The organism is Stenotrophomonas veracruzanensis (assembly GCF_032911525.1).
GTDB lineage: Bacteria > Pseudomonadota > Gammaproteobacteria > Xanthomonadales > Xanthomonadaceae > Stenotrophomonas > Stenotrophomonas africana.
This window is the reverse complement of the sequence record NZ_JAWJTI010000050.1, coordinates 1-22,061: the sequence shown is the minus strand read 5'-3', so window position 1 is coordinate 22,061 and position 22,061 is coordinate 1. Positions and strand designations below refer to the sequence as shown.

19 protein-coding genes are annotated in these 22,061 nt (G+C 68.4%); 10 read left to right on the top strand and 9 right to left on the bottom strand.

Going from position 1 to position 22,061, the window contains the following annotated elements; translation table 11 throughout:
- Nucleotides 1–131: 131 nt before the first annotated feature.
- From R1H25_RS19125 to R1H25_RS19100, 6 genes are all read right to left on the bottom strand, one after another.
- Entirely contained in the window at nt 132–530 is a 399-nt protein-coding gene (locus R1H25_RS19125) for a hypothetical protein (RefSeq protein WP_317224365.1), read from the bottom strand.
- Nucleotides 531–591: 61 nt separating this feature from the next.
- A complete protein-coding gene (locus R1H25_RS19120; protein WP_317224364.1) occupies nt 592–2,631 on the bottom strand; it encodes an FUSC family protein in 2,040 nt (679 codons plus the stop codon).
- A gap of 3 nt (nt 2,632–2,634) precedes the next feature.
- The gene (locus R1H25_RS19115; RefSeq protein WP_317224363.1) at nt 2,635–4,095 is read right to left on the bottom strand and encodes an efflux transporter outer membrane subunit; all 1,461 of its coding nucleotides are present in this window, start codon (nt 4,093–4,095) and stop codon (nt 2,635–2,637) included.
- A complete protein-coding gene (locus tag R1H25_RS19110; RefSeq protein WP_317224362.1) occupies nt 4,092–5,009 on the bottom strand; it encodes an HlyD family secretion protein in 918 nt (305 codons plus the stop codon). Before R1H25_RS19110 ends, R1H25_RS19115 begins: the two co-directional genes overlap by 4 nt.
- Nucleotides 5,006–5,215, bottom strand: a complete 210-nt coding sequence (locus R1H25_RS19105) for a DUF1656 domain-containing protein (RefSeq protein ID WP_010487502.1) — start codon at nt 5,213–5,215, stop codon at nt 5,006–5,008. The genes R1H25_RS19110 and R1H25_RS19105 overlap by 4 nt, the downstream gene beginning before the upstream one ends.
- Nucleotides 5,216–5,323: 108 nt before the next feature.
- Entirely contained in the window at nt 5,324–5,779 is a 456-nt protein-coding gene (locus R1H25_RS19100; protein ID WP_012481667.1) for a MarR family winged helix-turn-helix transcriptional regulator, read from the bottom strand.
- Between the two features lie 607 nt (nt 5,780–6,386).
- Between R1H25_RS19100 and folE the strand changes: the two genes are divergently transcribed.
- The 4 genes from folE to R1H25_RS19080 all read left to right on the top strand — a co-directional run bounded on the left by folE (nt 6,387) and on the right by R1H25_RS19080 (nt 12,665).
- The gene (folE, locus tag R1H25_RS19095; RefSeq protein WP_004141296.1) at nt 6,387–6,998 is read left to right on the top strand and encodes a GTP cyclohydrolase I FolE; all 612 of its coding nucleotides are present in this window, start codon (nt 6,387–6,389) and stop codon (nt 6,996–6,998) included.
- A gap of 112 nt (nt 6,999–7,110) precedes the next feature.
- Nucleotides 7,111–8,580 (top strand): DUF3375 domain-containing protein, encoded by a 1,470-nt coding sequence (locus R1H25_RS19090; RefSeq protein WP_049447085.1) that lies wholly within the window; start codon nt 7,111–7,113, stop codon nt 8,578–8,580.
- Nucleotides 8,567–9,268, top strand: coding sequence for a DUF4194 domain-containing protein (locus R1H25_RS19085; RefSeq protein WP_005421303.1), 702 nt, complete (start codon nt 8,567–8,569; stop codon nt 9,266–9,268). Before R1H25_RS19090 ends, R1H25_RS19085 begins: the two co-directional genes overlap by 14 nt.
- Before the next feature lie 16 nt (nt 9,269–9,284).
- Complete coding sequence (locus tag R1H25_RS19080) at nt 9,285–12,665, top strand: ATP-binding protein (RefSeq protein ID WP_049447083.1); 3,381 nt, start codon at nt 9,285–9,287, stop codon at nt 12,663–12,665.
- Between the two features lie 106 nt (nt 12,666–12,771).
- On the opposite strand, the gene R1H25_RS19075 is transcribed toward R1H25_RS19080, so the two are convergent.
- A complete protein-coding gene (locus R1H25_RS19075; RefSeq protein WP_317224361.1) occupies nt 12,772–13,551 on the bottom strand; it encodes a TSUP family transporter in 780 nt (259 codons plus the stop codon).
- Nucleotides 13,552–13,652: 101 nt separating this feature from the next.
- On the opposite strand from R1H25_RS19075, the gene R1H25_RS19070 reads away from it, so the two are divergent.
- Entirely contained in the window at nt 13,653–14,045 is a 393-nt protein-coding gene (locus tag R1H25_RS19070; protein ID WP_049447081.1) for a YchJ family protein, read from the top strand.
- 3 nt (nt 14,046–14,048) lie between these two features.
- Here the strand turns inward: R1H25_RS19070 and R1H25_RS19065 are convergent, their stop codons facing one another.
- Nucleotides 14,049–15,329, bottom strand: coding sequence for a GGDEF domain-containing protein (locus R1H25_RS19065; RefSeq protein WP_317224360.1), 1,281 nt, complete (start codon nt 15,327–15,329; stop codon nt 14,049–14,051).
- Nucleotides 15,330–15,479: 150 nt separating this feature from the next.
- On the opposite strand from R1H25_RS19065, the gene egtB reads away from it, so the two are divergent.
- The 5 genes from egtB (at nt 15,480) to R1H25_RS19040 (ending at nt 20,806) form a co-directional block, all read left to right on the top strand.
- The gene (gene egtB, locus R1H25_RS19060; RefSeq protein WP_049447077.1) at nt 15,480–16,751 is read left to right on the top strand and encodes an ergothioneine biosynthesis protein EgtB; all 1,272 of its coding nucleotides are present in this window, start codon (nt 15,480–15,482) and stop codon (nt 16,749–16,751) included.
- A complete protein-coding gene (egtD, locus tag R1H25_RS19055) occupies nt 16,748–17,722 on the top strand; it encodes an L-histidine N(alpha)-methyltransferase (RefSeq protein ID WP_317224359.1) in 975 nt (324 codons plus the stop codon). Before egtB ends, egtD begins: the two co-directional genes overlap by 4 nt.
- A gap of 84 nt (nt 17,723–17,806) precedes the next feature.
- A complete protein-coding gene (locus R1H25_RS19050; protein ID WP_317224358.1) occupies nt 17,807–19,075 on the top strand; it encodes a lytic murein transglycosylase in 1,269 nt (422 codons plus the stop codon).
- A gap of 40 nt (nt 19,076–19,115) precedes the next feature.
- Nucleotides 19,116–19,982, top strand: a complete 867-nt coding sequence (locus R1H25_RS19045) for a D-hexose-6-phosphate mutarotase (RefSeq protein ID WP_317224357.1) — start codon at nt 19,116–19,118, stop codon at nt 19,980–19,982.
- 50 nt (nt 19,983–20,032) lie between these two features.
- Entirely contained in the window at nt 20,033–20,806 is a 774-nt protein-coding gene (locus R1H25_RS19040; RefSeq protein WP_317224356.1) for a DUF2628 domain-containing protein, read from the top strand.
- A gap of 6 nt (nt 20,807–20,812) precedes the next feature.
- On the opposite strand, the gene R1H25_RS19035 is transcribed toward R1H25_RS19040, so the two are convergent.
- Nucleotides 20,813–22,000 carry a benzoate/H(+) symporter BenE family transporter gene (locus R1H25_RS19035; protein ID WP_317224355.1) on the bottom strand — a complete coding sequence of 396 codons (1,188 nt, stop codon included), beginning with the start codon at nt 21,998–22,000 and terminating at the stop codon, nt 20,813–20,815.
- Nucleotides 22,001–22,061 lie beyond the last annotated feature (61 nt).

The following is a 22,061-nucleotide window of genomic DNA, read 5'->3' as shown; positions in this document are numbered from 1 at the left end:
CCGAGCTTACAGGGACGTACTTGCAGCGTCCCCCGCAACCGGACCCACCCCGCCAACCCACGGAATGCAGGCTTTTGCCGTTGACGTTGACGTTGATTCGGCAGGTGCAGGGTGCCGCCCTGCCGCCGCCTTCATTCCGCGATCAACACCAGCCCATCCGGGAACACGATCGCCGCTTCATCGGCACTCACGTCGAAGAAGCCCACGCCGTGCTTCTCGGCCAGATCCTGCACGCGGCCATGCGCGCGCTCGGCCACCGAGTACGCGAACGCTCCGTAGATCACCTGCCGGCCGATGCTGTACTCGGTCACCTCGGCACGATCGTCATCGTCGTTGCTCAGCGGCCCGTTCAACGGCGGGAAGTCCTGCGCCATCTCCGCGAACCACGCCCGCAGCGCGGGGCTGCTGACCGCCGGATCGTCGTACTCGTGGCGTTCGTTCCACTGCGTCTGCTTCTCGAACCAGGCGATGAATGCCGTTGCCTCACGTGGGGCGGCACTGGCCTCGAACACCATCATGTCGTAACTCATTGAACCATCCTGCTGCCGTGGCGAAAGGCTGCCGGGCATCGCCCGGCGCCACCGATCATTATCAGGCTGATGCAGCGTCGGCGTCCGCCCACCCCGGCGCCAGCGCCTTCGCCGCCGGGAACAGCGCGAAGCGCAGGCCGATCAGGCCCATCAGGGCTTCATCGCGGGCCTTGCAGGCAGCCACGCTGCCGACCCGGCCCAGCGAGGTATCCAGCCGCTCGCGCAGCGCTTCGGCCGCCACAATCGGCTTGCGCGCGGCAATCTGTCGCCGGTAGTGCACGGCCACTTCTTCCAGGATGTGCTCGACCGCTTCGCGGCTGCGCTCGGGCAGTTCCAGCCGGGCGCGGCGCAGCTGCAGGATGTTCAGGCCGATGCGCGCTTCATTGAGCATGTCCACCGAGGCGATGTCGCTGCCCTCCGGCGTTGCTGCCAGGCGCGGCGCGAGCAGGCCCAGCAGGTCCAGCATGCGTGCGGCGAAGCGCTGCCGGTCCTGCTGGCCACGGCCTTCGGCGGCTTCGGCCAGCGTGGTCCAGCCCTGCCGCACCAGCCGGCGCGCGGTCCACTCGGCGCCCACCGAACGGAACAGGCGGGTCATCACCACCGCAAAGCCAATGCCGATGAACATCGCGATGGACGAGTTGAGGAAGGTCTGGATGTTGGCGCTGTAGGTGTTCTGCAGGCTCAGCAGCGCCGCCAGGTTCACTGTCAGCGGCAGTGCGAACAGCGCGCTCTTGGGGTGGTGCAGCATCAGCCCCAGCGGCAGGAACGCCACCGCCAGCACCAGCGCCAGCAGGCCGAAGTCGTGCACGGCCGGGAACACGCCGAATAGATACACGCCGGCCACCACCGAGGCGACCATCGCCCATACCAGGAATGACACCATGCTCGGTGCCGGATCGTCCTGCGCGGCGAAGAACGCGGCGGTTACCGCGGCCATCATCGCGCCGTTGCCACCGCCCTCCCAACCGAGCGCGATCCACAGCACGCAGTAGCTCATCAGTGCCACGCCGGCACTGAGCGCGGAGAACAGCGCCATGCCATAGTCGACGTGCTTGTCGGCGGCCACGCGTTCGGTGCGGATGCGGTAGTGCGCGCGGTCCAGCGGCGCGGTGCCCTGGTCGATCGCGTGCTGCAGGGTGCGGCAGTCCTGCCAGAGGTCGACCAGCTCCTCCAGGCGCAGCAGCAGGCTGGCCAGCTGCAGGTGCTGCAGGTCGCGGTCCACCTGCGGCTTCAGCGCGCTGATGCGTGCGCGCAGGCGGGCGTACTCACTGGCGTTGGTGGGCCCGTCCAGCCAGTCATGGATGTCGTCGATCAGCTCCGGCAGGCCTTCCGGCAGGGCCTGGCCATGGCTGCGCAGTGCGCTCAGGCGGTCGGCGATCGAGGACAGCACCGGCAACAGCAGCAGCATGCGCTCGCGCAGCCGCTCCATCGACACCGCCGATCCGGCGTGGCGCGGGTCGTCGCGACGCAGGAACTCGATCAGCGCCTCGAACTGCACCAGGTCGGCGGCCAGCCGGTTGCGTGGCGCATGCGCGCGGCCACGTTCAAGGATCTGCCGGCACCACTGCGCGGCGTCCTCCATCCAGTTGCCGATGCGGGCGCGCAGCATCGGGCGTACCGAAGCCGGGAACAGCAGCGAAGCAAACAGCACCGCTACTACCGTGCCGAGGATGATCTCCTCGCTGCGTGCCACCACGGTGTCGAAGATGGTTTCCGGCGAGGTCACCGCCGGAAAGCCGATGAAGGCGGTGGTGTAGCCGGCCAGCAGGAACGCGTAACCGCGCGGCCCCCGGTTGAGCAGGGCCATGAACAGGCAGCCGGCCAGCCAGATCGACATCGCCGCGCTCAGCACCAGCGGTGTTTCCACCAGCGCCGGCAGCACCAGCAGGGTGGCCAGGCCAGCCACCAGGGTGCCGACGATGCGGTACACGCCCTTGGCACGTGTCGGGCCCAGCAGTGGTTGGCTGACGATGTACACCGTGCCCATCGCCCAGTACGGGCGCGACAGGTTGCCGGCCATGGCGATGTACAGCGCGGCCACCGCGGCCAGGTAGGTCTTGATCGAGAACAGCCAGGCCTGGCGGTCGGTCAGCGCGTTCATGACTTACTTCGCCGCGGTCGGGGTGCCGGCCGCAGCGGCAGTGGCCTGCCAGCCGCCACCCAACACCAGGAACAGGTGGATCTGGTCGCGCGAGACCTGCGCTTCGGCAGCCGCCAGGGTGGCATCGCTGGTGGCCAGGCTGCGGTCGGCATCCAGGCTGGACAGGTACGGCGTACGGCCACCCTGGTACAGCCGGCGGTTCTGCTCGGCGGCCAGCGCGGCCTGCTCCTGCGCGATGCGCAGTGACTGCAGCCGGCGCAGGTCCTGTGCATAGCGGTCCAGCGCGGTCTGGGTCTCACGCAGCGCCTGCAGCACGGTGTGGTCGAACTCGGCCAGGGCCGCGTCGGCACCGGCCTCGGCGGCGTGGATGCGCGCGTGGGTGCCTGACGACGGCAGCGTCCACGAGATCAGCGGGCCGATCGACCATTGCTGGGTCATCGGCGTGCCGAAGTCCTCCAGCAGGCCGGCGGCACCGAGCGAGGCCCCCAGGCGGATGTCGGGGTACAGCTCGGCGGTGGCCACACCAATCCGTGCGGTGGCCGAGGCCAGCTTGCGCTCGGCCTGGCGCACGTCCGGGCGGCGCTGCAGCAGCGCGCGGCCATCACCGACCGGCAGCGGCTGCGCCAGGCCGGGGGCGTGCGCACAGTCGATCACGCCGGCCGGCAGCTGGCCCGGGGTCTTCCCGAGCAGGGCGGCCAGCGAATAGGCGGCTGCCGAGCGCTGCGCATGCAGCGGCGGCAGTGCAGCCTCCAGCAGCGCCACCTGGGCGTTGGCGCGGGCCAGTTCCGGCGGCGTGCCACGGCCCGCCGCGATCAGGCGCTCGGTGACCGTGCGGCTGCGCTGCTGCAGCTGCAGCGAATGCTCGGCCACGTGCAGTTCGTGGTTGGCGTGGCAGATCTCCAGGTAGCTGTCGGCCACCTGCGCCACCACGCTGACCTGGGCAAGGTCGCGCGCAGCAGCGACCGACTGCTCGTCGGCACGCGCTGCTTCGGCGCCGCGCTTGAGCTTGCCAAACAGGTCGAACTGGTAGCTGACCGCGAACTTGCCATCGGCCAGGTTGATCACCGGCAGCTCGTGCTCCTGCAGGAACGATTCGGCCGACAGCTGCGCGCGGCTGACGCCGGCCTCGGCCTCGTACTCGAAGCCACCGGCGTCCAGCGCTTGTTCGTACACCGCCGCGGCACGACGCAGATGTGCATCGGCGGCCTTGAGCTCGACGTTGTCACGCAGCGCCTGGGTGATCAGGCCGTCCAGCACCGGGTCGTTGTACAGCGACCACCAGCGGTCGGGCAGCGCCTGGTTGGCGGCCACCTGCGGGTTCTTGGTATCGATGAAGGCCGCATTGGCCTCCGGCCGCTTGAAGGCCGAGCCTTCCGGCAGGGCGTAATCCGGGCCGACGGTCCTGCAGGCCGCCAGGCTGGCCAGCGCAACGATCAGGCCGAGACGGGGCAGGGCGGCGTTCACAGGCCCGCCTGTGTCGGCGCAGTGCCGGCCTTGTCGTTGTGCGGATGGCGGCCGGTGTCCACGGTCACCGTGGCGGTACGGCCGGCGATCAGTTCCACGCCCTTGGGTACTTCGTCGATGGCGATGCGCACCGGAATGCGCTGCGCCAGCCGCACCCAGTCGAAGGCCGGGGTCACGTTCGGCAGCAGGGTACTGCCGTTGCTGCGGTAGCGGTCCTCGATGCCGGCGGCGATGCTCTCGACATGGCCGCGCAGCGGTGCCGATTCGCCCATCAGGCGGATGTCCACGCGCTGTCCCGGGGCGACGCCGCGCAGGCGGGTTTCCTCGAAATAGCCATCGACGCGGAACGAGCCGGTATCCAGCAGTGCCAGCACCGGCTTGCCGGCCACCACGTAGTCGCCTACGCGCAGGGTGCGGTCGTTGACCCGGCCATCGGCCGGTGCGCGCACCTCGGTACGCCCCAGGTTGAGCTCGGCCAGGTCGACCGCCGCCTGTGCGGTGGCCAGCGCAGCCTGTGCGGCCTGCAGCTTGGCGCGGCGCACTTCGGCGTCCTCGGCGGCGACCAGGTCCTGCAGGCTGCGGTCACGGCCGATCTCGCGGCGCAGCTGCGCCACCGATGCCTGGCGCTCGGCCAGGCTGGCGCGGGCCTGCTCCAGCGCGATGCGGTAGCGGGCGCGGTCGACCACGAACAGCAGGTCACCCTTCTTCACCGCCTGGTTGTCGGCCACCTGCACCGTTTCCACCAGCCCGGACACGTCCGGCGCCACCTGCACCACGTCGGCGCCGACATGGGCGTCGCGGGTCCACGGCTCATCCATGTAATAGACCCACAGCTGGCGTAGTACCAGCAGGGCGACGATCACGGCTGCGCTGGTGAGCAGCACCGGCAGGGTCTTCTTCACGATCTTGTTCACGATTGCATCCAACGCAGGAGGTGGAACAGCAGGCCAAGCACGATCCCGTACAGCGCCAGGTTGAACAGCGCCGGGTGCCATACATGGCGATAGGCGCCGGCACGCTGCAGCAGCGCGTGCAGGCCGCTGTTGACCAGATAGGCCAACAACATCAACCCGAGCAGGGTCGGGACGAACACTCCGTGGAGACTGAATTCACCGGGCATCGGTAGGGGCGGGGGCGAGGTGGGGGAGGGGAGGAACAACGAAACAACAGCAACGGGTAAAAGCCGCTGGCGTGTGCACGGCAGCGGCGGTATTCGGGGGCAGCGGTCTTACGTGATGCGGTCGGCGGCCTCGGCCAGCAGGCGCCATGCCTTCAGCACGGCATGCAGTTCATCCATGGAAAGCTCGCCGAACACGTCCTGGCGCAGGCCGATCAACTGGTCTTCCAGCTCGCTGACCAGCGCGTGTCCCGCGTCGGTCAGCCACAGCAGGTTGGCGCGGCGGTCGCTGGCGTCGCTCTCGCGGCGGACCAGGTCGCTGGCACACAGCTTGTCCAGCAGGCGTACCAGGGAGGGACCTTCCATGCCCAGCTGCTGGGCCAGCGCCACCTGACGGATGCCACCACCGGAGCGGCCGATCATCAGCAGCGGCATGGTGCAGGCGGTGGAGATGCCGTAGCTGCCGAGCCGGCTGTCGGCCAGGCGCTGCCACTGCCGCCCTGCGTACAGCAGGCCGGAGCTGAGCTGCATCTGCAGCACGGTGCGCTCGTCGAGGGGTCGGTCCATAAGAGATAGATAGGATACTACTAATTTCATTCCTATCAATGGGTTTTTATGAATGGGCGGGGTGTAGTGAGGAAAGCGTTGCGCCTGCCTGGTGTCGGGTGGGGCAGCGGGGGCCGGACGGTGCAGGACACGCCGTGAACCCATCCATGGGGCTCGGCCGCGGCATCCCTGCCGCGGACGGTCCTGCCCCGCCCGGCCCCCGCTGCCTTCCCAAACCCCGCGAGCGCGGTGGGTTGGCTCTTAGAAGCAAGAGCAGAAGCAGTGCGGACCAACGGTCCGCACCCACCAGGGCAGTGGCCAAAGCAGCCGCACGAAGTATTTCCGAAGCCATGAAACCCAGCTTTTGACCCCGCTCTCGAGCGGTCCGGCCGCGCCCGCAGGAAACTGTCAGGGATGGGGAAGGGCGGCAGGGCAGGACCGTGAGGCGCATGGATGCGCCGACCGAGCCCCCATGGATGGGTTTACGGCGTGTCCTGCCCTGCCGCCCTTCCCCATCCAAGCCGATACCAAACAAGGCGCCGCCAGACCCCCGATGAACCGTCCCAACAGGACGACCCACCCCCCGGTCGGGTACGATGCTCGCCCCCCGTTCGGGACGCTGTACGCAATGAGCAAGAACAACGAAAAGGCCGCCCCGCAGGGCGACGTGACCCAGGACCAGGCCGAGGATGCCGTGCGCACCCTGCTGCGCTGGGCCGGCGAGGACCCGTCCCGTGAAGGCCTGCTGGATACCCCCCGCCGTGTCGCCGAAGCCTATGGCGACTGGTTCAGCGGTTACCGCGACGACCCGCGCGCCTACATGGAGCGGACCTTCGAGGAAGTGGCCGGCTACGACGAACTGATCGTCCTGCGCGACATCGAGTACGAAAGCCACTGCGAACACCACATGGCGCCGATCATCGGCCGCGTGCACGTCGGCTACCTGCCGGCCGGCAAGGTGGTGGGCATCAGCAAGCTGGCCCGTGTCGTCGAAGCCTATGCCCGCCGTTTCCAGGTGCAGGAAAAGATGACCGCACAGATCGCCCAGTGCATCCAGGATGTGCTGCAGCCGATCGGTGTCGGCGTGGTCGTCGAAGGCGCCCACGAATGCATGACCACCCGCGGCATCCACAAGCGCGGCGTCAGCATGGTCACCTCGAAGATGCTGGGCAGCTTCCGCGACGACGCGCGTACCCGCGCCGAGTTCCTGCGCTTCATCGAAGTGGGCGGCAAGCGCTGAGCCGCTTGCCCGCGCCCCGCCGGCCCCTGCGGGCCGGTATGCCCACGGCTGCCCGCGCGGCCGCCGTGGGCGGCTGCTCGTCCCCGCCAGCCCTCATGAATCCTTTCGCTGCATGAAGCACCGCGAACGCATCTCCCGTTACCGCCATCTGCGCGAACAGCCCCAGTGGAAGCTGCTCGCCGCCGACCACGCTCCGGAAATCATCGGCCTGCTGCAGGGGCTGCTGATGGACGGCGAGCGCACGCTGTCGTCGTCGGTGCTCAACGAGCGCCTGCAGCGTGCGTTGGACCAGCTCAACGGCGACGAACTGTCGCGCGAGCTGCCGCGTACCGCGCAGGCCTACATCGCGCACTGGCTGGCCCAGGGCTGGCTGGAACGCCGCCTGCCCGAAGGCGCCGACCAGGAGCAGTACGAGCTGTCGACCGCGGCACTGCAGGCGATCCGCTTCGCCGACGGCCTTGAGCAGGCCCGCGTGGCCGCCACCGAAAGCCGCTTGGCGCTGGTCATCGAACAGCTCTCGCAGTTGGCCGCGCAGACCGAATCCGATCCGGACGCACGCCTGTCGGCACTGCGCGACGAGCGTGACCGCATCGACGCCGAGATCGCCCGCGTCGGCGCCGGCCGCGTGATCGCGCTGGATGGCAAGCGCGCGCTGGAACGTGCGCGCCAGATCATCGGCCTGGCCGACGAGCTGACCGAGGACTTCCGCCGCGTGCGCGACGACTTCGAGCAGCTCAACCGCGATTTCCGCGAACGCATCATCGACGACGAGGGCGAACGCGGGGACGTGCTGTCGCAGCTGTTCGAAGGCGTGGACGTGATCGGCGAGAGCGATGCCGGCCGCAGCTTCCAGGCCTTCTGGCGCCTGCTCAACGACGCCGAACAGAGCGCCCAGCTCGATGCCGCGCTGGAAGCGGTGCTGGCACGTGGCTTTGCGCGACGCCTGGACCGCAACGAACGCAACTTCCTGCGCGGCTTCACCAGCACCATGCTTGAGCGCGGTGGCCAGGTGCACGACGTGCTGCAGAACTTCGCGCGCAGCCTGCGCGGTTTCGTGCAGAGCCGTGGCTATCTGGAACAGCGCCGCCTCAACCAGCTGCTGAAGCAGGCGCAGTCCGAGGCGCTGGCCCTGCGCGACGAGTTCCCCGCACAGCGTGGCATCGGCCGTGACCTGCAGCTGACCACCAGCCGCCTGCGCTCGTGGTCGCAGTGGAGGCTGCACGATCCGCGCAGCGCCCAGGTCGATGGCAACGTCGAGTACAACGATGCCGCCGCGATCAGTCTGGAAAGCGTCGGCGATCTGGTCGCTTCATCCGAAATCGACTTCCGCACCCTGCGCCGCGACCTGCACGACCTGCTCGATGCACAGCCGCGGCTCAGCATCGCCCAGGCCCTGTCGCAGCGCGAAGCACCGCAGGGTCTCGGCAGCGTCATCGGCTACCTGTCGCTGGGCACGCGCTTCGGCAACGTGATCGCCGGTGAGCAGGAGCTTGCCGAATGGCGTGGTGGCGACGGCCAGGTCCGTCGCGCCCGCATCCCGCTGGTTTGGTTCACCCAGGAGAGACGCCATGAGCTGGCATGAAGATCCCATCGACGCACCGCAGGCCGACGTGGCGGAAGACGCCTACGAAGCCGAACCGGTGGCGGCCGTGGCGCAGCCCCGCCGTGGCAACGACGTGTACTACCTCGGCGATACCGGGCGCCTGCCGCTGGACGCACGCCGCGCGCTGTGCCAGCTGCTGATCGGCCCCAGCATCGACCAGCTGCGCCACGCCAAGCTGTGGCCGGCGCTGATCCGCAGCGAGGCGGCCATCCGCTCCTCGCTGGCGGACCTGTTCCTGGAACTGGTGCTCGACCGTGACAGCGGCGTGGCCTTCACCCGCCAGGCCGATACCGAAGACGTGGATGCGCCGGTGCTGCTGCGCACCTCGCCGCTGACCTTCATCGATTCGGTGCTGCTGCTGTACCTGCGCCAGCAGCTGGCCGAGGCCGATGCGCGCGGCAACCGCGCGGTGGTCGCCGACGCCGAGATGGCCGAAGCGCTGGCCATCTACGAAAAGAATCTGTCCACCGACCGCGCCGGCTTCAACCGCCGCGTCGCCTCGGCGGTGCAGAAGATGAAGGACAACCACATCCTGACCCGCCTCAGCGGCCAGGAAGACCGCCACGAAGTCTCGCCGGCGCTGAAGCTGCTGTTCTCCGCCGAAGACGTGTCCCAGCTCTCGGCGGTCTACCGCCAGCTGCGCGAAACCCCGGCCGCCGAGGCCTGAGAGACCCGACCATCGCATGGCTATCTCCAAGCACACTCCCGCTTTGTTCAACGAAGGCCTGCCGGACCCGCGCCTGCAGCAGTTCCGCATGCGCCGCCTGCAGGTGCACAACTGGGGCACCTTCAACGGCCTGACCGAAGTGCCGATCGCCGAGCGCGGCTTCCTGTTCGTCGGCCGTTCCGGCTCGGGCAAGTCGACCCTGCTCGATGCCATGTCCGCACTGCTGACGCCGCCTGCCATCGTCGACTTCAACGCCGCCGCGCGTGAAGCCGAGCGCAGTGGCCGCGACCGCAACCTGGTGTCCTACGTGCGTGGCGCGTGGGCTGACCAGCAGGACAGCGGCACCGGCGAAATCGCCACCCAGTACCTGCGCAAGGGCGCGACCTGGACCGCACTGGTGCTGGAATACCGCGCCGGCGATGGCCGCGTGGTCAGCCTGGTGCGCCTGCTGTGGATCTCCGGCAATGGCACCTCGGCCGGCGACGTGCGCAAGCACTACATGATCGCCGAGCGTCCGTTCGACATCGCCAAGGATCTTGGCGGCTTCGATCTGGACCTGCGCAAGCTCAAGCAGAAGCTGTCCGACCTGCACCACTTCGATACCTTCTCCGGCTACGCCGAGCGCTTCCGTGACCTGCTCGGCATTGACAACGAGATGGCGCTGCGCCTGCTGCACAAGACGCAGTCGGCGAAGAACCTGGGCGACCTGAACGTCTTCCTGCGCGACTTCATGCTCGACACGCCGAAGACCTTCGACGCCGCCGAGCGCCTGGTCAGCGACTTCGCCGAGCTCGATGGCGCGCACCAGGCGGTGGTCACCGCCCGTCGCCAGGTGGAGACCCTGCTGCCGGCACGCGCCTACTACAACGACCTGAAGGAAATGCACCGCCGGCGTGGCGACGACGAAGCCCTCAAGCTCGGCGTCGACAGCTTCCGTGAAAGCCGCCGCCAGGCGCTGATCGAGGCCCGCCTGCGCGAGATGGACGTGCGTGACCGTGGCCTGCTCGGCGAAGAAGCCCAGCGCCGTGCCGCACTGGACAACCACACCGAGCGCCTGGCCGAACTGGAACTGCAGCGCCGCCAGCAGGGCGGTGAGCGCATCGAGGAACTGGAGCGCGAGCAGGGCCGTGCCGAAGCCGAGCGCGACCGCCGCAAGGCCAAGCGCGAACAGGCAAGCCAGGCCGCGCAGCAGCTGCAGGCCGAACTGCCGGACGACGCCCACGGCTTCGCCGAACTGGTCGAGCGCGCGCAGAACGAACTGCAGGATCGCCAGCGTGCCTCTTCGGCGCTGGACGATGCGATCAGCGATCGCCTGGGCGGCAAGCGCGATGACGAGCGCCGCTTCGGCGAAGTCCGTGCGGAACTCGAAGCGATGCAGCGCACGCCCTCCAACATCCCGGCGCCGATGCAGAAGCTGCGCGCGCGCCTGGCCGAGGAAACCGGCATTGCCGAGGCGGCGCTGCCGTTTGTCGGCGAGCTGATCCAGGTCCGCTCGGAAGAGCAGGGCTGGCAGGGCGCCATCGAGCGTGTGCTGGGCGGCTTCGCGTTGTCGCTGCTGGTCGATGACAAGCATTACAACGACGTCGCCGAGTGGGTGAACCGTACCCACCTGGGCATGCGCTTCACCTATTACCGTGTGCGCCGCAACGACGATGCGTTTGCCCGTGAGCCGTCGGCGAAGTCGCTGCTGCACAAGCTGGAACTGCGCGAGCACGTGTTCGAAAGCTGGCTGCGCCGCGAGCTCGGCAAGCGATTCGACTACGAATGCGTGGATGCCAAGCAGCTGCGCAACGTCGACCGCGGCATCACCCGCGAAGGTCAGGTCAAGCACCCGGGTGACCGCTTCGAGAAGGATGACCGCAGTGCGGTGGGCGACCGCCGCCGCTGGATCCTCGGCTTCAACAACCACGACAAGGTGGGGGCCTTCGAGCGTGAAGCACAGGAACTGGCCAAGCGCATCGCCAGCTGCGAGACCGACATCGCGCGTCTGCGTGGCCAGCGTGACCGCGACAACGAACGCCGCCTGGCCTGCCACGAGCTGGTCAGCATCAGCTGGAACGAGATCGACATCGCCGCCCCGCAGCAGCGCCTGACCGATATCGAGGCCACCCTGCGCGACCTGCGCGAAGGCAATGCGGACCTGGCCAAGCTGGCCAAGCAGATCGACGCGGTGCGCGCCGACATCGAGCAGGCTCGCCGCACCTATGAAGACGTCCGCGTCGAGCGCGGGCAGCTGGTCAAGGAGCGCGATCGCCTCGACCGCGCGCGACAGCAGAGCCGTGCGCTGGTGTTGCCGAGCCTGGCCCAGGAGCAGGAAGCCGGCCTTGCCGAGCGCCTGCAGGAACAGGGTCCGCTCAGCCTGGAAACGCTGGAAGCGCACATGCGCCAGGTCAGCAACGCGCTGAACGAGCAGCTGTCGTCCTCGCAGCAGGACCTCAACCGCATCGAGAACCAGCTGATCGGTTGCTTCCGCCGCTTCATCCAGCAGTGGCCGGAGGAATCGGGTGACTTCACCGTGTCGGTGGCGTCGGCCGAGGACTTCCTCGCACGCTTGGAACGACTCGAGCGCGATGGCCTGCCGCAGCACGAAGAGCGCTTCTTCGATCTGCTGCAGAACCAGAGCAAGAACAACCTGCTGGCGCTGCAGCGCCATAGTGCCGAAGCCCGCAAGTCGATCGGCCAGCGCCTGGACGAAGTGAACGCCAGCCTGGAGCAGGTGCCGTTCAACCGTGGCACGCTGCTGACCATCGAACTGAGCGACCGTCGCCTGCCGGAAGTCGGCGAGTTCCACCTGCAGCTGCGCGAGGTGCTGTCGCAGCAGCAGACCGAGCAGCGCGAGCTGGCCGAATCGCAGTTCACCGTGCTGCGCCAGCTGGTCAACCGCCTCGGCTCGCAGGAAGGCGAGGACAAGCGCTGGCGCGAGCTGGTGCTGGACGTGCGCATGCATGTGGAGTTCATCGGTGTCGAGCTGGATGCGGAAACGCGCCAGCAGGTCGAGATCTACCGCAGCGGCGCCGGCAAGTCCGGTGGCCAGCGCCAGAAGCTGGCCACCACGTGCCTGGCGGCAGCGCTGCGCTACCAGCTCGGCGGCGCCGACAGCCAGCTGCCCAGCTACGCCGCTGTCGTGCTCGACGAAGCCTTCGACAAGGCCGACAACGAGTTCACCGCGCTGGCGATGAACATCTTCGACAACTTCGGCTTCCAGATGGTGGTCGCCACCCCGCTGAAGTCGGTGATGACGCTGGAACCGTTCATCGGTGGCGCCTGCTTCGTCGAAATCAGCGGCCGCCACGATTCCGGCGTGCTGTTGATCGAGTACGACGAAGAAGGCAAGCGCCTGAAGCTGCCCGAGCGCAGCCGCCAGCAGGCCAACGAACCGGAAGAAGCAGAGGCCTGAGCGCCTCGGTCCATCTACCTGTAGAGCCGAGCCATGCTCGGCTGCTCTTCGCGATGGGAAACCGTGTGCCAACCAAGGTTGGCACCTACCGGGTCATGAGGCGCATTCATGCACCGCGGAACGTATCCCACGCCATCCGCGCGATCAGCACCACCACCAGCCCCACGAACAGCTTGCGGATGAACGGCGTTCCGCCCTTCAGCGCCAACCGCGTGCCCACGACCGAACCGATGATGTTGGCCGCGGCCATCGGCAGCGCGAACAGCCACAGGATGTTGCCGGTCGGCACGAAGAACGAGATCGCCGCCACGTTGGTCGCCAGGTTCACCACCTTCGACGCCGCCGAGGCGCGCAGGAAATCCAGCCCGAAGAAGCGCACGAACAGGAAGATCAGGAAGCTGCCGGTGCCCGGCCCGAAGAAGCCGTCGTAGAAGCCGATCGCCGCACCGATCGCCAGTGCGATCACCAGTTCACGGCGGCCGATCTCCTGCGGCCGGTGCAGCGCGCCGAAGTCCTTCTTCCACAGTGTGTAGGCCAGCATCGCGATCAGCAGCACCAGCACCAGTGGGCGCACCGCGTCCTTGGGCAGCAGGCTTACCGCAGTGGCTCCGGCGAAGGAGAAGATGAAGGCCGTACCGGCCGCGAACAGTACCGGCTTCCACGGGAAGCGCACGTTGCGCGCATAGCGCCAGGCAGCCGCACCGGTACCGAACATCGAACTGAACTTGTTGGTACCAAACAACATCGCCGGCGTCTGCTGCGGCAGCACCGTGAACAGGCCAGGCAGCTGCACCAGGCCACCGCCACCCACGGCGGCATCCACAAGACCGGCGATGAAGGCGATCACCACCAGCCACCACATCTCAGGGGGAACCAGTTCCAGCACGGCGATCAATCAAGGTGGGGGCGCGACAGCATACGCCTGTCCTGTACCGGCGACCCGTGCCGTGCGTGGATCGATCCGTGCAACCCGGCGACAATACGGATATGAGCAAGAAACCTGCCGATCCCTGTCCCTGCGGCCTGCCCGCCGACTATGCGGCCTGCTGCGGCCGCTTCCACGCCGGTGAAGCCGCGCCGGATGCCGAGCGCCTGATGCGTTCGCGCTACAGCGCCTATGCACGGGGCCTGGCCGACTACCTGCGCCAGAGCTGGCACCCGGACACGCGTCCGGCCGAGCTGTCGCTGGATGATGCGCCCGGCCAGCGCACGCATTGGCTGGGCCTGACCGTGCACGAGCACACCGTCACCGGCGCCGACAGCGCCGAGGTCCGGTTCACCGCGCGCTACCGGGTGGGCGGCGGCAGCGCGGTGAAGATGACCGAGCACAGCCGCTTCCTGCGCGTCGACGGCCGCTGGTACTACCTCGACGCTGCCTGAGCCTCAGCCAGCGCGTACTGCCAGCACGTCCTGTTCGGCATACGCGCGCACCTGGTTGCGGCCGCCGTCCTTGGCGACATACAGCGCCTGGTCGGCGGCCTTGACCACGGCCGCCGGGCGCGGACCGACGCGACTGTCGGCCAGACCGATGCTTACGGTTACCTGCACTACCTGTCCGCTGCCGCCGCGCCCGCGCTGCTGGCGCCCGGCGTCATCGTCGCGGCTGCGGGTGCTGCGGTCACGCAGCTGCATGCGGGTGTCCTCGATGCTCTGCCGCAGGGCTTCCACGGCATCGACACAGGCTATTGCCGGACGGTCCAGGAACACCACCGCGAACTCCTCGCCGCCATAGCGGAACGCACGACCACCATCGCCTACCCGCGCCAGCCGCGAGGCCACCAGGCGCAGCACGTCGTCGCCGGTGTCGTGGCCGTGGGTGTCGTTGAACGATTTGAAATGGTCCACGTCCACCATCGCGATGCTGTAGGTGCCGCGTGCCCGCTGCAGGGTCTCGTTGAACGCGCGGCGCCCGGGCAGGCCGGTCAGCTCATCGCGGAAGGCCATGTGGAAGGACTCCTGCAGCATCGCGCCCAGCATCAGCAGCAGGGCCGCGCTGCTCAGTGCCGGCAGCAGCACCGGCTGCAGGAACACCCTCGGCAGCATCCACCACAGGCACAGCAGGGCCAGCAGCATCGCCGTGTGCAACGGGCGCGGATGCCGCCAGGCCTGCCCGCCCAGAGCGGTGGTTGCCAGCAGGAACAGCAGCGCTGGCAGCTGCGCCAGCGCGTTCCAGTCGACCGGGATCCACGACCAGTGACGGTTCGACAGCAGATCGTGCATGCCGCGCGGCTGCTGCGTGGCCAGCAGCAGGAAGATCAGCAGTGCCGTGCCGCTGGCGACGGAGCGCAACAGCAGGTCGTGGCGGCGCCGCCCGCGCTCCGGCCACAACGACAGGCCGGCGAACAGCAATGGCAGCCACGCCGAGATGGCATGGAAGCGCAGCGGTGTCAGCGCGCCGACATGGCCGCTGCGCAGGTAGCCGCCGACATCCTGGTGCAGCAGCGCGAACATGACCGCCACCACCAGCAGCAGGCACAGCGAACGTACCTGGTGGTAGAGCAGGGCAAGGCCGGCGCCGAGGCAGGCCAGCAGCCAGGGCAGGATGCGCTGCGCCGGGCTGGCCACGTCTGCGGTATCCAATGCGGTCCATACCACCACGGCAACCAGCAGGGCGGGCAGCACGAACAGGTAGTGCGCAGGCTGGCGGAGCGGATGCAGGGGCAAGCAGGAATTCCAGCGCGGTGACGACGCGGCCGCAGCATTGCCGTTAGCGGCGTTCGGGGCGGCTTCTTGAATGCGGCAGGCTCATCCATGTGAACGAAGTGACGCCGAACCATGACATCGCACTCACCGTCCAGCGCCGATGCTGACCCCATGGACAGCGTACCCGCCGCCGTCGCTGCCCCGCAGCACGATCTCGCCCACCAGTTCGCACGCGTGCGCGCGCGCAGCATGCAACTGGCCTCGCCGCTCAGCGCCGAGGACGCCATGTTGCAGAGCATGGCCGACGCCAGCCCGAGCAAATGGCACCTGGCCCACACCACCTGGTTCTTCGAACGCTTCGTGCTGGCGGGCTTCGCTGCTGCATCGGCGCATGACCCGGCCTGGGATTACCTGTTCAACAGCTACTACAAGAGCATCGGGCCGGCGCACGCCCGGCCGCAGCGTGGGCTGCTGTCGCGGCCATCGCTGCAGCAGGTGCGCGACTACCGCCAGCAGGTCGATGCACAGGTGCAATCACGGCTGGCGGCAGGCGACCTTGATGAGCAGGCGCTGCAGCACCTGCAGCTGGGCCTGCAGCACGAACAGCAGCACCAGGAGCTGCTGCTCACCGACATCAAGCATGCGTTCTGGTGCAACCCGTTGCAGCCCGCCTACCGCGAGGACCTGCAGCCGGCCACCAGCGCTGCCAGTGCGCAGGGCTGGATCGAATCACCCGAGCGCATCGTCACCATCGGCGCCGCAGCCTGGCCGCAGCACACCGCCTTCGCCTACGACAACGAATCGCCAGCGCATCGCGTGCTGCTCCCCGCGCACGCACTGGCCGAGCGCCCCGTCAGCAATGCCGAGTACCGTGCCTTCATCGATGCCGGCGGCTACCGCGAGCCGCGCTGGTGGCTCAGTGAAGGCTGGGCAGTGCGTGAAGCCGAGGACTGGCGGCATCCGCTGTACTGGGATGACACCCTGCAGCGCGAGTACACCCTGGGCGGTTGGCGCGAACTGGACCCGCATGCGCCGGTCTGCCACCTCAGCTACTACGAGGCCGATGCCTTCGCCCGCTGGGCCGGCGCGCGCCTGCCCAGCGAATTCGAGTGGGAAGCCGCTGCCGCGTCGCACCCGCTGCGCGGCCATTTCGCCGATGACGATCGGCTGCACCCGCAGGCAGCGCCGGGCAGTGGAATGCGGCAGCTGTTCGGCGATGTCTGGGAATGGACCCACAGTGCGTATGGCGCCTATCCGGGCTTCCGCCCGTTCGCCGGTAACCTCGGTGAATACAACGGCAAGTTCATGTGCGGGCAATGGGTGTTGCGCGGCGGCAGCTGCGTGACGCCCCGCGGCCATGTGCGCGCCAGCTACCGCAACTTCTTCATGCCTCCGGCGCGCTGGCAGTTCTCCGGGCTGCGCCTGGCCAGGGACCTCGCATGAGTACGGTGCAGGACGCGCTGCAGGCGCTGACCGATCTCACCCCCGGGCGCCAGCAGATCCTGGCTGACGTGGTGGCCGGGTTGTCGCGCACGCCCCGGCAGCTGCCGTCCAAATATTTCTACGATGCACGTGGCTCGCGCCTGTTCGAGCAGATCACGCAGACCCCCGAGTACTACCCCACGCGCACCGAACTGGCTCTGCTGGCGCGTGTGCTGCCGGACATCGCCCGCACCGTTGGCCCGCGCCTGCACGTGGTGGAGCTGGGCAGCGGCAGCGGACGCAAGACCGCGCTGCTGCTGGCCGCCCTGCACGATCCGGTGGCCTACACGCCGATTGAAATTTCGCGTGCCGCGCTGCTGTCCAGCATCGATCATCTGGCACCGGCACTGCCCCAGGTGGAGATGCTGCCGGTCTGCGCCGACTTCACCCGTCCCGTGGCCGTACCCATGCCCGAACGCGAACCCGCGCGACGGCTGCTGTTCTTCCCCGGCTCCACGCTGGGCAACTTTGAAGGCGAAGACGCGATCGCACTGCTGCGGGCGATGCGCCAGACAATGGGCCGCGACGGCCTGGCCCTGGTCGGCATCGACCTGCACAAGGACCCGGCGCTGATCGAGGCGGCGTACAACGATGCGCAGGGCGTCACCGCCGCATTCACTCTCAATCTGCTGGCGCGCCTCAACCGTGAGATCGGCAGCGACTTCGACCTCGACGGCTTCCGCCACCGTGCTCGTTACAGCATCGCGCGGCTGCGCATCGAAACCGATCTGGTCAGCCGCTGGGCGCAGGATGTGCATCTGGAGGGACGCACCTTCCACTTTGCCGCCGACGAACCGATTCGCGTGGAGTACAGCCACAAGTACACCGACGACAGCTTCGAGGCCTTGCTGCAGGAGGCAGGACTGCAGGTCACGCAGCGCTGGAATGCCGACAGTCCCGCCTACGGCCTGCGCCTGCTGCGTGCCACCTAGGGCGGACGGCCAGCCGGTGCCCCTTCAGGTTCAGCAGCACCGCTACCCCTAAGATGGCCGTGCAACGGCAACACGGAGGACGCCATGCCCATTCTGACCACGCTCGGCCTGGCGGCCGCTCTCGCCGCGCCCCCCGTGCTGCCTGCAGCATCCGATGCCAGCGTCGATCCGGCCTTCAGCCGCTGCCTGGCGGGCCTGCAGGCCACGGCCGCCAGCCAGGGCATCAGCCCCGACCGCTTCAATGAGATCACCGCCGGCCTCACCCCGGACCCCAGCGTGCTCGGCCTGCTCGATGCGCAGCCGGAATTCACCACGCCGATCTGGGACTACCTGGCCGCGCTGGTCGATCACCAGCGGGTGGCTGATGGTCGCGCCCTGTTGCAGCAGCATCGCGATCTGCTCGATCGGGTGTCGGCGCAGTACGGCGTCGACCCGGCCACCATCGTCGCGGTCTGGGGCGTGGAGAGCGACTACGGTCGCGTGTTCGGCAAGCGCCCACTGCTGCAGTCGCTGGCCACGCTGTCCTGCGCCGGCCGTCGCCAACCCTTCTTCCGCGGTGAACTGCTGGCCCTGCTCAAGCTGATCGACCGCGGCGACCTGCAGGCACAGGGGCTCACCGGCTCCTGGGCCGGTGCCTTCGGGCATACGCAGTTCATGCCCAGCACCTATGCACGCATCGCCGTGGACGGTGATGGCGATGGCCGCCGCGATCTGGTCGGCAGCGTTCCCGATGCGCTGGCCTCCACCGCCAACTACCTCAAGCGCGCCGGCTGGCGCAGCGGAGAGCCGTGGGGCATGGAAGTCCGCGTTCCTGCGGGCTTCAACGCCAGCCAGGCCGGCCGCACCCAGCGTCGCGCCCTGGCCGACTGGCGTGCGCAGGGTGTGACCGCGCTGGATGGCAGCGCGTTGGCTCCGGCCAACCTGCCGGCGGATGCGCGCGCCGCCCTGCTGCTGCCGGCAGGCAACAAGGGCCCGGCATTGCTGGTGTTCCGCAACTACGACGCGATCTACAGCTACAACGCCGCGGAAAGCTATGCGCTGGCGATCGCGACGCTGGCTGACCAATTGCGTGGCGGCAACGGGTTGGCCACTGCCTGGCCGACCGACGACCCGGGCCTGGGCCGCGATGAGCGCCGCCAGCTGCAGACCCTGCTCCTGGCCCGTGGCCACGACATCGGTGCCGCCGACGGCATGATCGGTACCGCCACGCGTCGCGCGATCCAGACCGAGCAGCAGCGCCTGGGCTGGAGCGAGGTGGACGGCCGCGCAGGCCAGCGCATCCTGCGCACGCTGCAGGAAGAGGCGGCCGCCACCGCGCCCGCCGGGCAGAAGGCCTTGCCGGCGGCACGTTGACCGCGACATCATCGCCGCGGTCTTCAAGGAGCGTCATCGCATGCAGTCGAATCCGGACATCAGCGCCGGCCTGTATCACGGCCTGGAGGCCTGGCAGGTGCGAACCGCCAACGCCACGGCGGTCGTCAGTGTGTTTGGTGGCCAGCTGCTGTCGTTCATTCCCGATGGGCAGCCCGATCTGCTGTGGCTTTCGCCCACGCGCGCCGAGCTGCCCACGCCCATCCGCGGTGGCGTGCCGGTGTGCTGGCCGTGGTTCGGCCGCCAGGGCCAGAGTGCCGATGTACCGGCGCATGGCCTGGTACGTACCGCGCGCTGGGAGCTTCTGCAGGCCAGCCAGAGCGATGACGGTGAAGTCGAGCTGCAGTTGGCGCCTGCGCCCTGCGCCGATCCCGGCCTGCGCCTGCAGATGCAGCTGCGCATCGGCCGCCGGCTGCGCCAGCAGCTGGTCACCGAGAACACCGGAACCTCGCCGGTGACCTTCACCCAGGCCCTGCACAGCTATTTCCGGGTGGGCGATGCCAATCAGGTCGAGGTCGAGGGCCTTGATGGCCTGCAGTACCTGGACAAGTACGAGGACTATGCGCAGCTGCGCCTGCAACAGGGACCGTGGTCATTGCGCGATCCGCGTGATCCCGGTCGCAGCGATCGCATCTATACCGGTGCCGGCGGCCATTACGTGCTGCGTGATCCCGTACTGCAGCGGCGGATCGAGATCCGCAGCGAAGGCAGCCAGACGCTGGTGGCCTGGAATCCCGGCGCCGAGGCCGCAGCCAGGATGTCCGATGTCGGCGATGGCTGGCACGATTACGTCTGCCTGGAAGTGGCCAACGCCGGCCCGGAGCAGATTACGCTTGCGCCAGGTGCGCGCCATCAGCTGGTGCAGACCCTGGCCAGTGCCGCGCTGTAGGCGCTGGCAGCGATTTCAGTTTGTCGATGCAGGTAGCAAGGACGGAAAACATGCAGGAAGCACAGTGGTGGTACGCCAATGGCAGGCAGAGCAGTGGGCCGGTGGATCTGGCCGGCCTTCGCCAGCTGCAGCGGGAAGGGACGGTTACGGCGCGCACGCTGCTCTGGTGCGAAGGCATGCCCTCATGGCGGCCGTTGGCGGAACTGGAGCAGGCGTTCACGCCCATCGAGGCAGCTCCGGCCCCGGATATCGACGCAGCCCCTGCGGTTGAGGGCATTGCGGCGAGCGTCGGCGATCCGTCCGATCCCTATCGTGCGCCGGTCGCTGTACCGGATAGGGCCGTGGCTGCCGGGCTGGAAGGCGAAATGGCCTTGTACGCCAGCGTGGTCGGCGGCAACTTCCCGATCTATCGCCAGCGCTGGCGGCTGGATCAGGGCATTGCCACGGGCAGTGGCACCTGGCACTGGCCGGCCTTCCTGCTCGGCCTGATCTGGATGATGTACCGCAGAATGTACCGCCTGGCGGCGATGTGGGCCGGCCTGCTGCTGCTGATCAGCGTGGTGGAGACCCTGCTGGGTGTGCCGGATGGCCTGTCGCTGGTCATCACCTTCGCGCTCAGCATCACCACCGGCATCTTTGGCAACAGCTGGTACCTGGCACACTGCCAGCGCCTGATCGCCCAGGCCCGTGCCGTCACCGGCGGCGATGACGCACGGCTGCGCAGCGAGCTGACCGCACGCGGCGGCACCAGCGTGATCGCCACGCTGGTCGCCATCGTCATCGCGGTGGTGCTGAGCATCGTGGGTGCCGCATTGGCGGGGTAGGGCAGGTCAACGGCCCTGATGGGGTCGCAGCACCAGCAGGCACAGCGCACCGGCCACCAGGCCCCAGAACGCTGAGCCGATGCCAGCCAGTGAGACGCCCGAGGCGGTGACCAGGAAGGTGACCAGTGCCGCCTCGCGGTCCCGCTCTACCGCCAGCGCACTGGCCAGGCTGTTGGCGATGGTGCCGAACAGCGCGATACCGGCCACGCAGGCCACCAGCTCCTTCGGGAAGGCGGCGAACAGTGCGGCCACGGTGGCACCGAACAGTCCGATGACGATGTAGAAGGCACCTGCCGCCATGGCGGCGGTATAGCGTCGTGCCGGGTTCTCATGCGCATCGCGGCCCATGCAGATCGCCGCGGTGATTGCTGCCAGGTTCAGCGCGTACGCACCGAACGGTGCCAGCAGCGTATTGACCACACCGATCCAGCCGATCAGCGGCGACACCGGGGCGTCGTAGCCGGATGCCCGCATCACCGCCACGCCCGGAATGTTCTGCGAGGCCATGGTGACCACGAACAGGGGCAGGGCGATGCCGGCCACCGCAGTCCAGGACAAGGATGGGGTCACCCATTGCGGTACCGCCAGCTGCAGCTGCACCTGCTGTGCGTGCAGCAGGCCACGGCTGGCCGCGACCGCGATGCCGACCAGCAGGGTGGCGATGACCGCATAGCGCGGGAACAGGCGGCGTCCGGCCAGCCAGGTGGCGAACATTGCCAGTGCCAGTACCAGTTGGGTGTTCATGGCCACGAACACGTCCAGACCGAAGCGCAGCAGCACCCCGGCCAGCATGCCGGCGGCCAGCGCCATCGGCACCCGCTGCATCAACCGGGCGAAGATGCCGGAGAAGCCTGCCAGCATGCCCAGCACCGCGGCGAGCAGGAATGCACCGGTGGCTTCAGCAAGCGAGGCGCCACCGGCACCGACCACCAGCATCGCCGCGCCCGGTGTCGACCATGCGGTCACCACCGGCACGCGATAGCGCAGCGACAGCCCGATGCAGGTCACACCCATGCCCAGTCCCAGGGCCCACATCCATGAGGCGATCTGTGCCTGGTTGGCACCGATGGCTTGTGCAGCCTGGAACACGATGACGGCCGAACTGGCGAAGCCGACCAGCACAGTAATGAAGCCGGCAACGAGGGCCGGTACTGAAAGGTCGCGCCACCACGCTTGCCGCACCTGCATGTTCATTACCGTCTCTCCACTGTGCATCCGTGCATTGATAGCCCTTGTGGGGGGGGGGGGGGGGGGG

Bases quoted from the DNA above. Each gene is read 5' to 3' on its own strand.
- R1H25_RS19125 (WP_317224365.1), bottom strand. From the start codon at position 530: ATGAGTTACGACATGATGGTGTTCGAGGCCAGTGCCGCCCCACGTGAG.
- R1H25_RS19120 (WP_317224364.1), bottom strand. From the start codon at position 2,631: ATGAACGCGCTGACCGACCGCCAGGCCTGGCTGTTCTCGATCAAGACC.
- R1H25_RS19105 (WP_010487502.1), bottom strand. From the start codon at position 5,215: ATGCCCGGTGAATTCAGTCTCCACGGAGTGTTCGTCCCGACCCTGCTC.
- R1H25_RS19100 (WP_012481667.1), bottom strand. From the start codon at position 5,779: ATGGACCGACCCCTCGACGAGCGCACCGTGCTGCAGATGCAGCTCAGC.
- folE (WP_004141296.1), top strand. From the start codon at position 6,387: ATGAGCAAGAACAACGAAAAGGCCGCCCCGCAGGGCGACGTGACCCAG.
- R1H25_RS19090 (WP_049447085.1), top strand. From the start codon at position 7,111: ATGAAGCACCGCGAACGCATCTCCCGTTACCGCCATCTGCGCGAACAG.
- R1H25_RS19085 (WP_005421303.1), top strand. From the start codon at position 8,567: ATGAGCTGGCATGAAGATCCCATCGACGCACCGCAGGCCGACGTGGCG.
- R1H25_RS19080 (WP_049447083.1), top strand. From the start codon at position 9,285: ATGGCTATCTCCAAGCACACTCCCGCTTTGTTCAACGAAGGCCTGCCG.
- R1H25_RS19070 (WP_049447081.1), top strand. From the start codon at position 13,653: ATGAGCAAGAAACCTGCCGATCCCTGTCCCTGCGGCCTGCCCGCCGAC.
- egtB (WP_049447077.1), top strand. From the start codon at position 15,480: ATGGACAGCGTACCCGCCGCCGTCGCTGCCCCGCAGCACGATCTCGCC.
- egtD (WP_317224359.1), top strand. From the start codon at position 16,748: ATGAGTACGGTGCAGGACGCGCTGCAGGCGCTGACCGATCTCACCCCC.
- R1H25_RS19050 (WP_317224358.1), top strand. From the start codon at position 17,807: ATGCCCATTCTGACCACGCTCGGCCTGGCGGCCGCTCTCGCCGCGCCC.
- R1H25_RS19045 (WP_317224357.1), top strand. From the start codon at position 19,116: ATGCAGTCGAATCCGGACATCAGCGCCGGCCTGTATCACGGCCTGGAG.
- R1H25_RS19040 (WP_317224356.1), top strand. From the start codon at position 20,033: ATGCAGGAAGCACAGTGGTGGTACGCCAATGGCAGGCAGAGCAGTGGG.
- R1H25_RS19035 (WP_317224355.1), bottom strand. From the start codon at position 22,000: ATGAACATGCAGGTGCGGCAAGCGTGGTGGCGCGACCTTTCAGTACCG.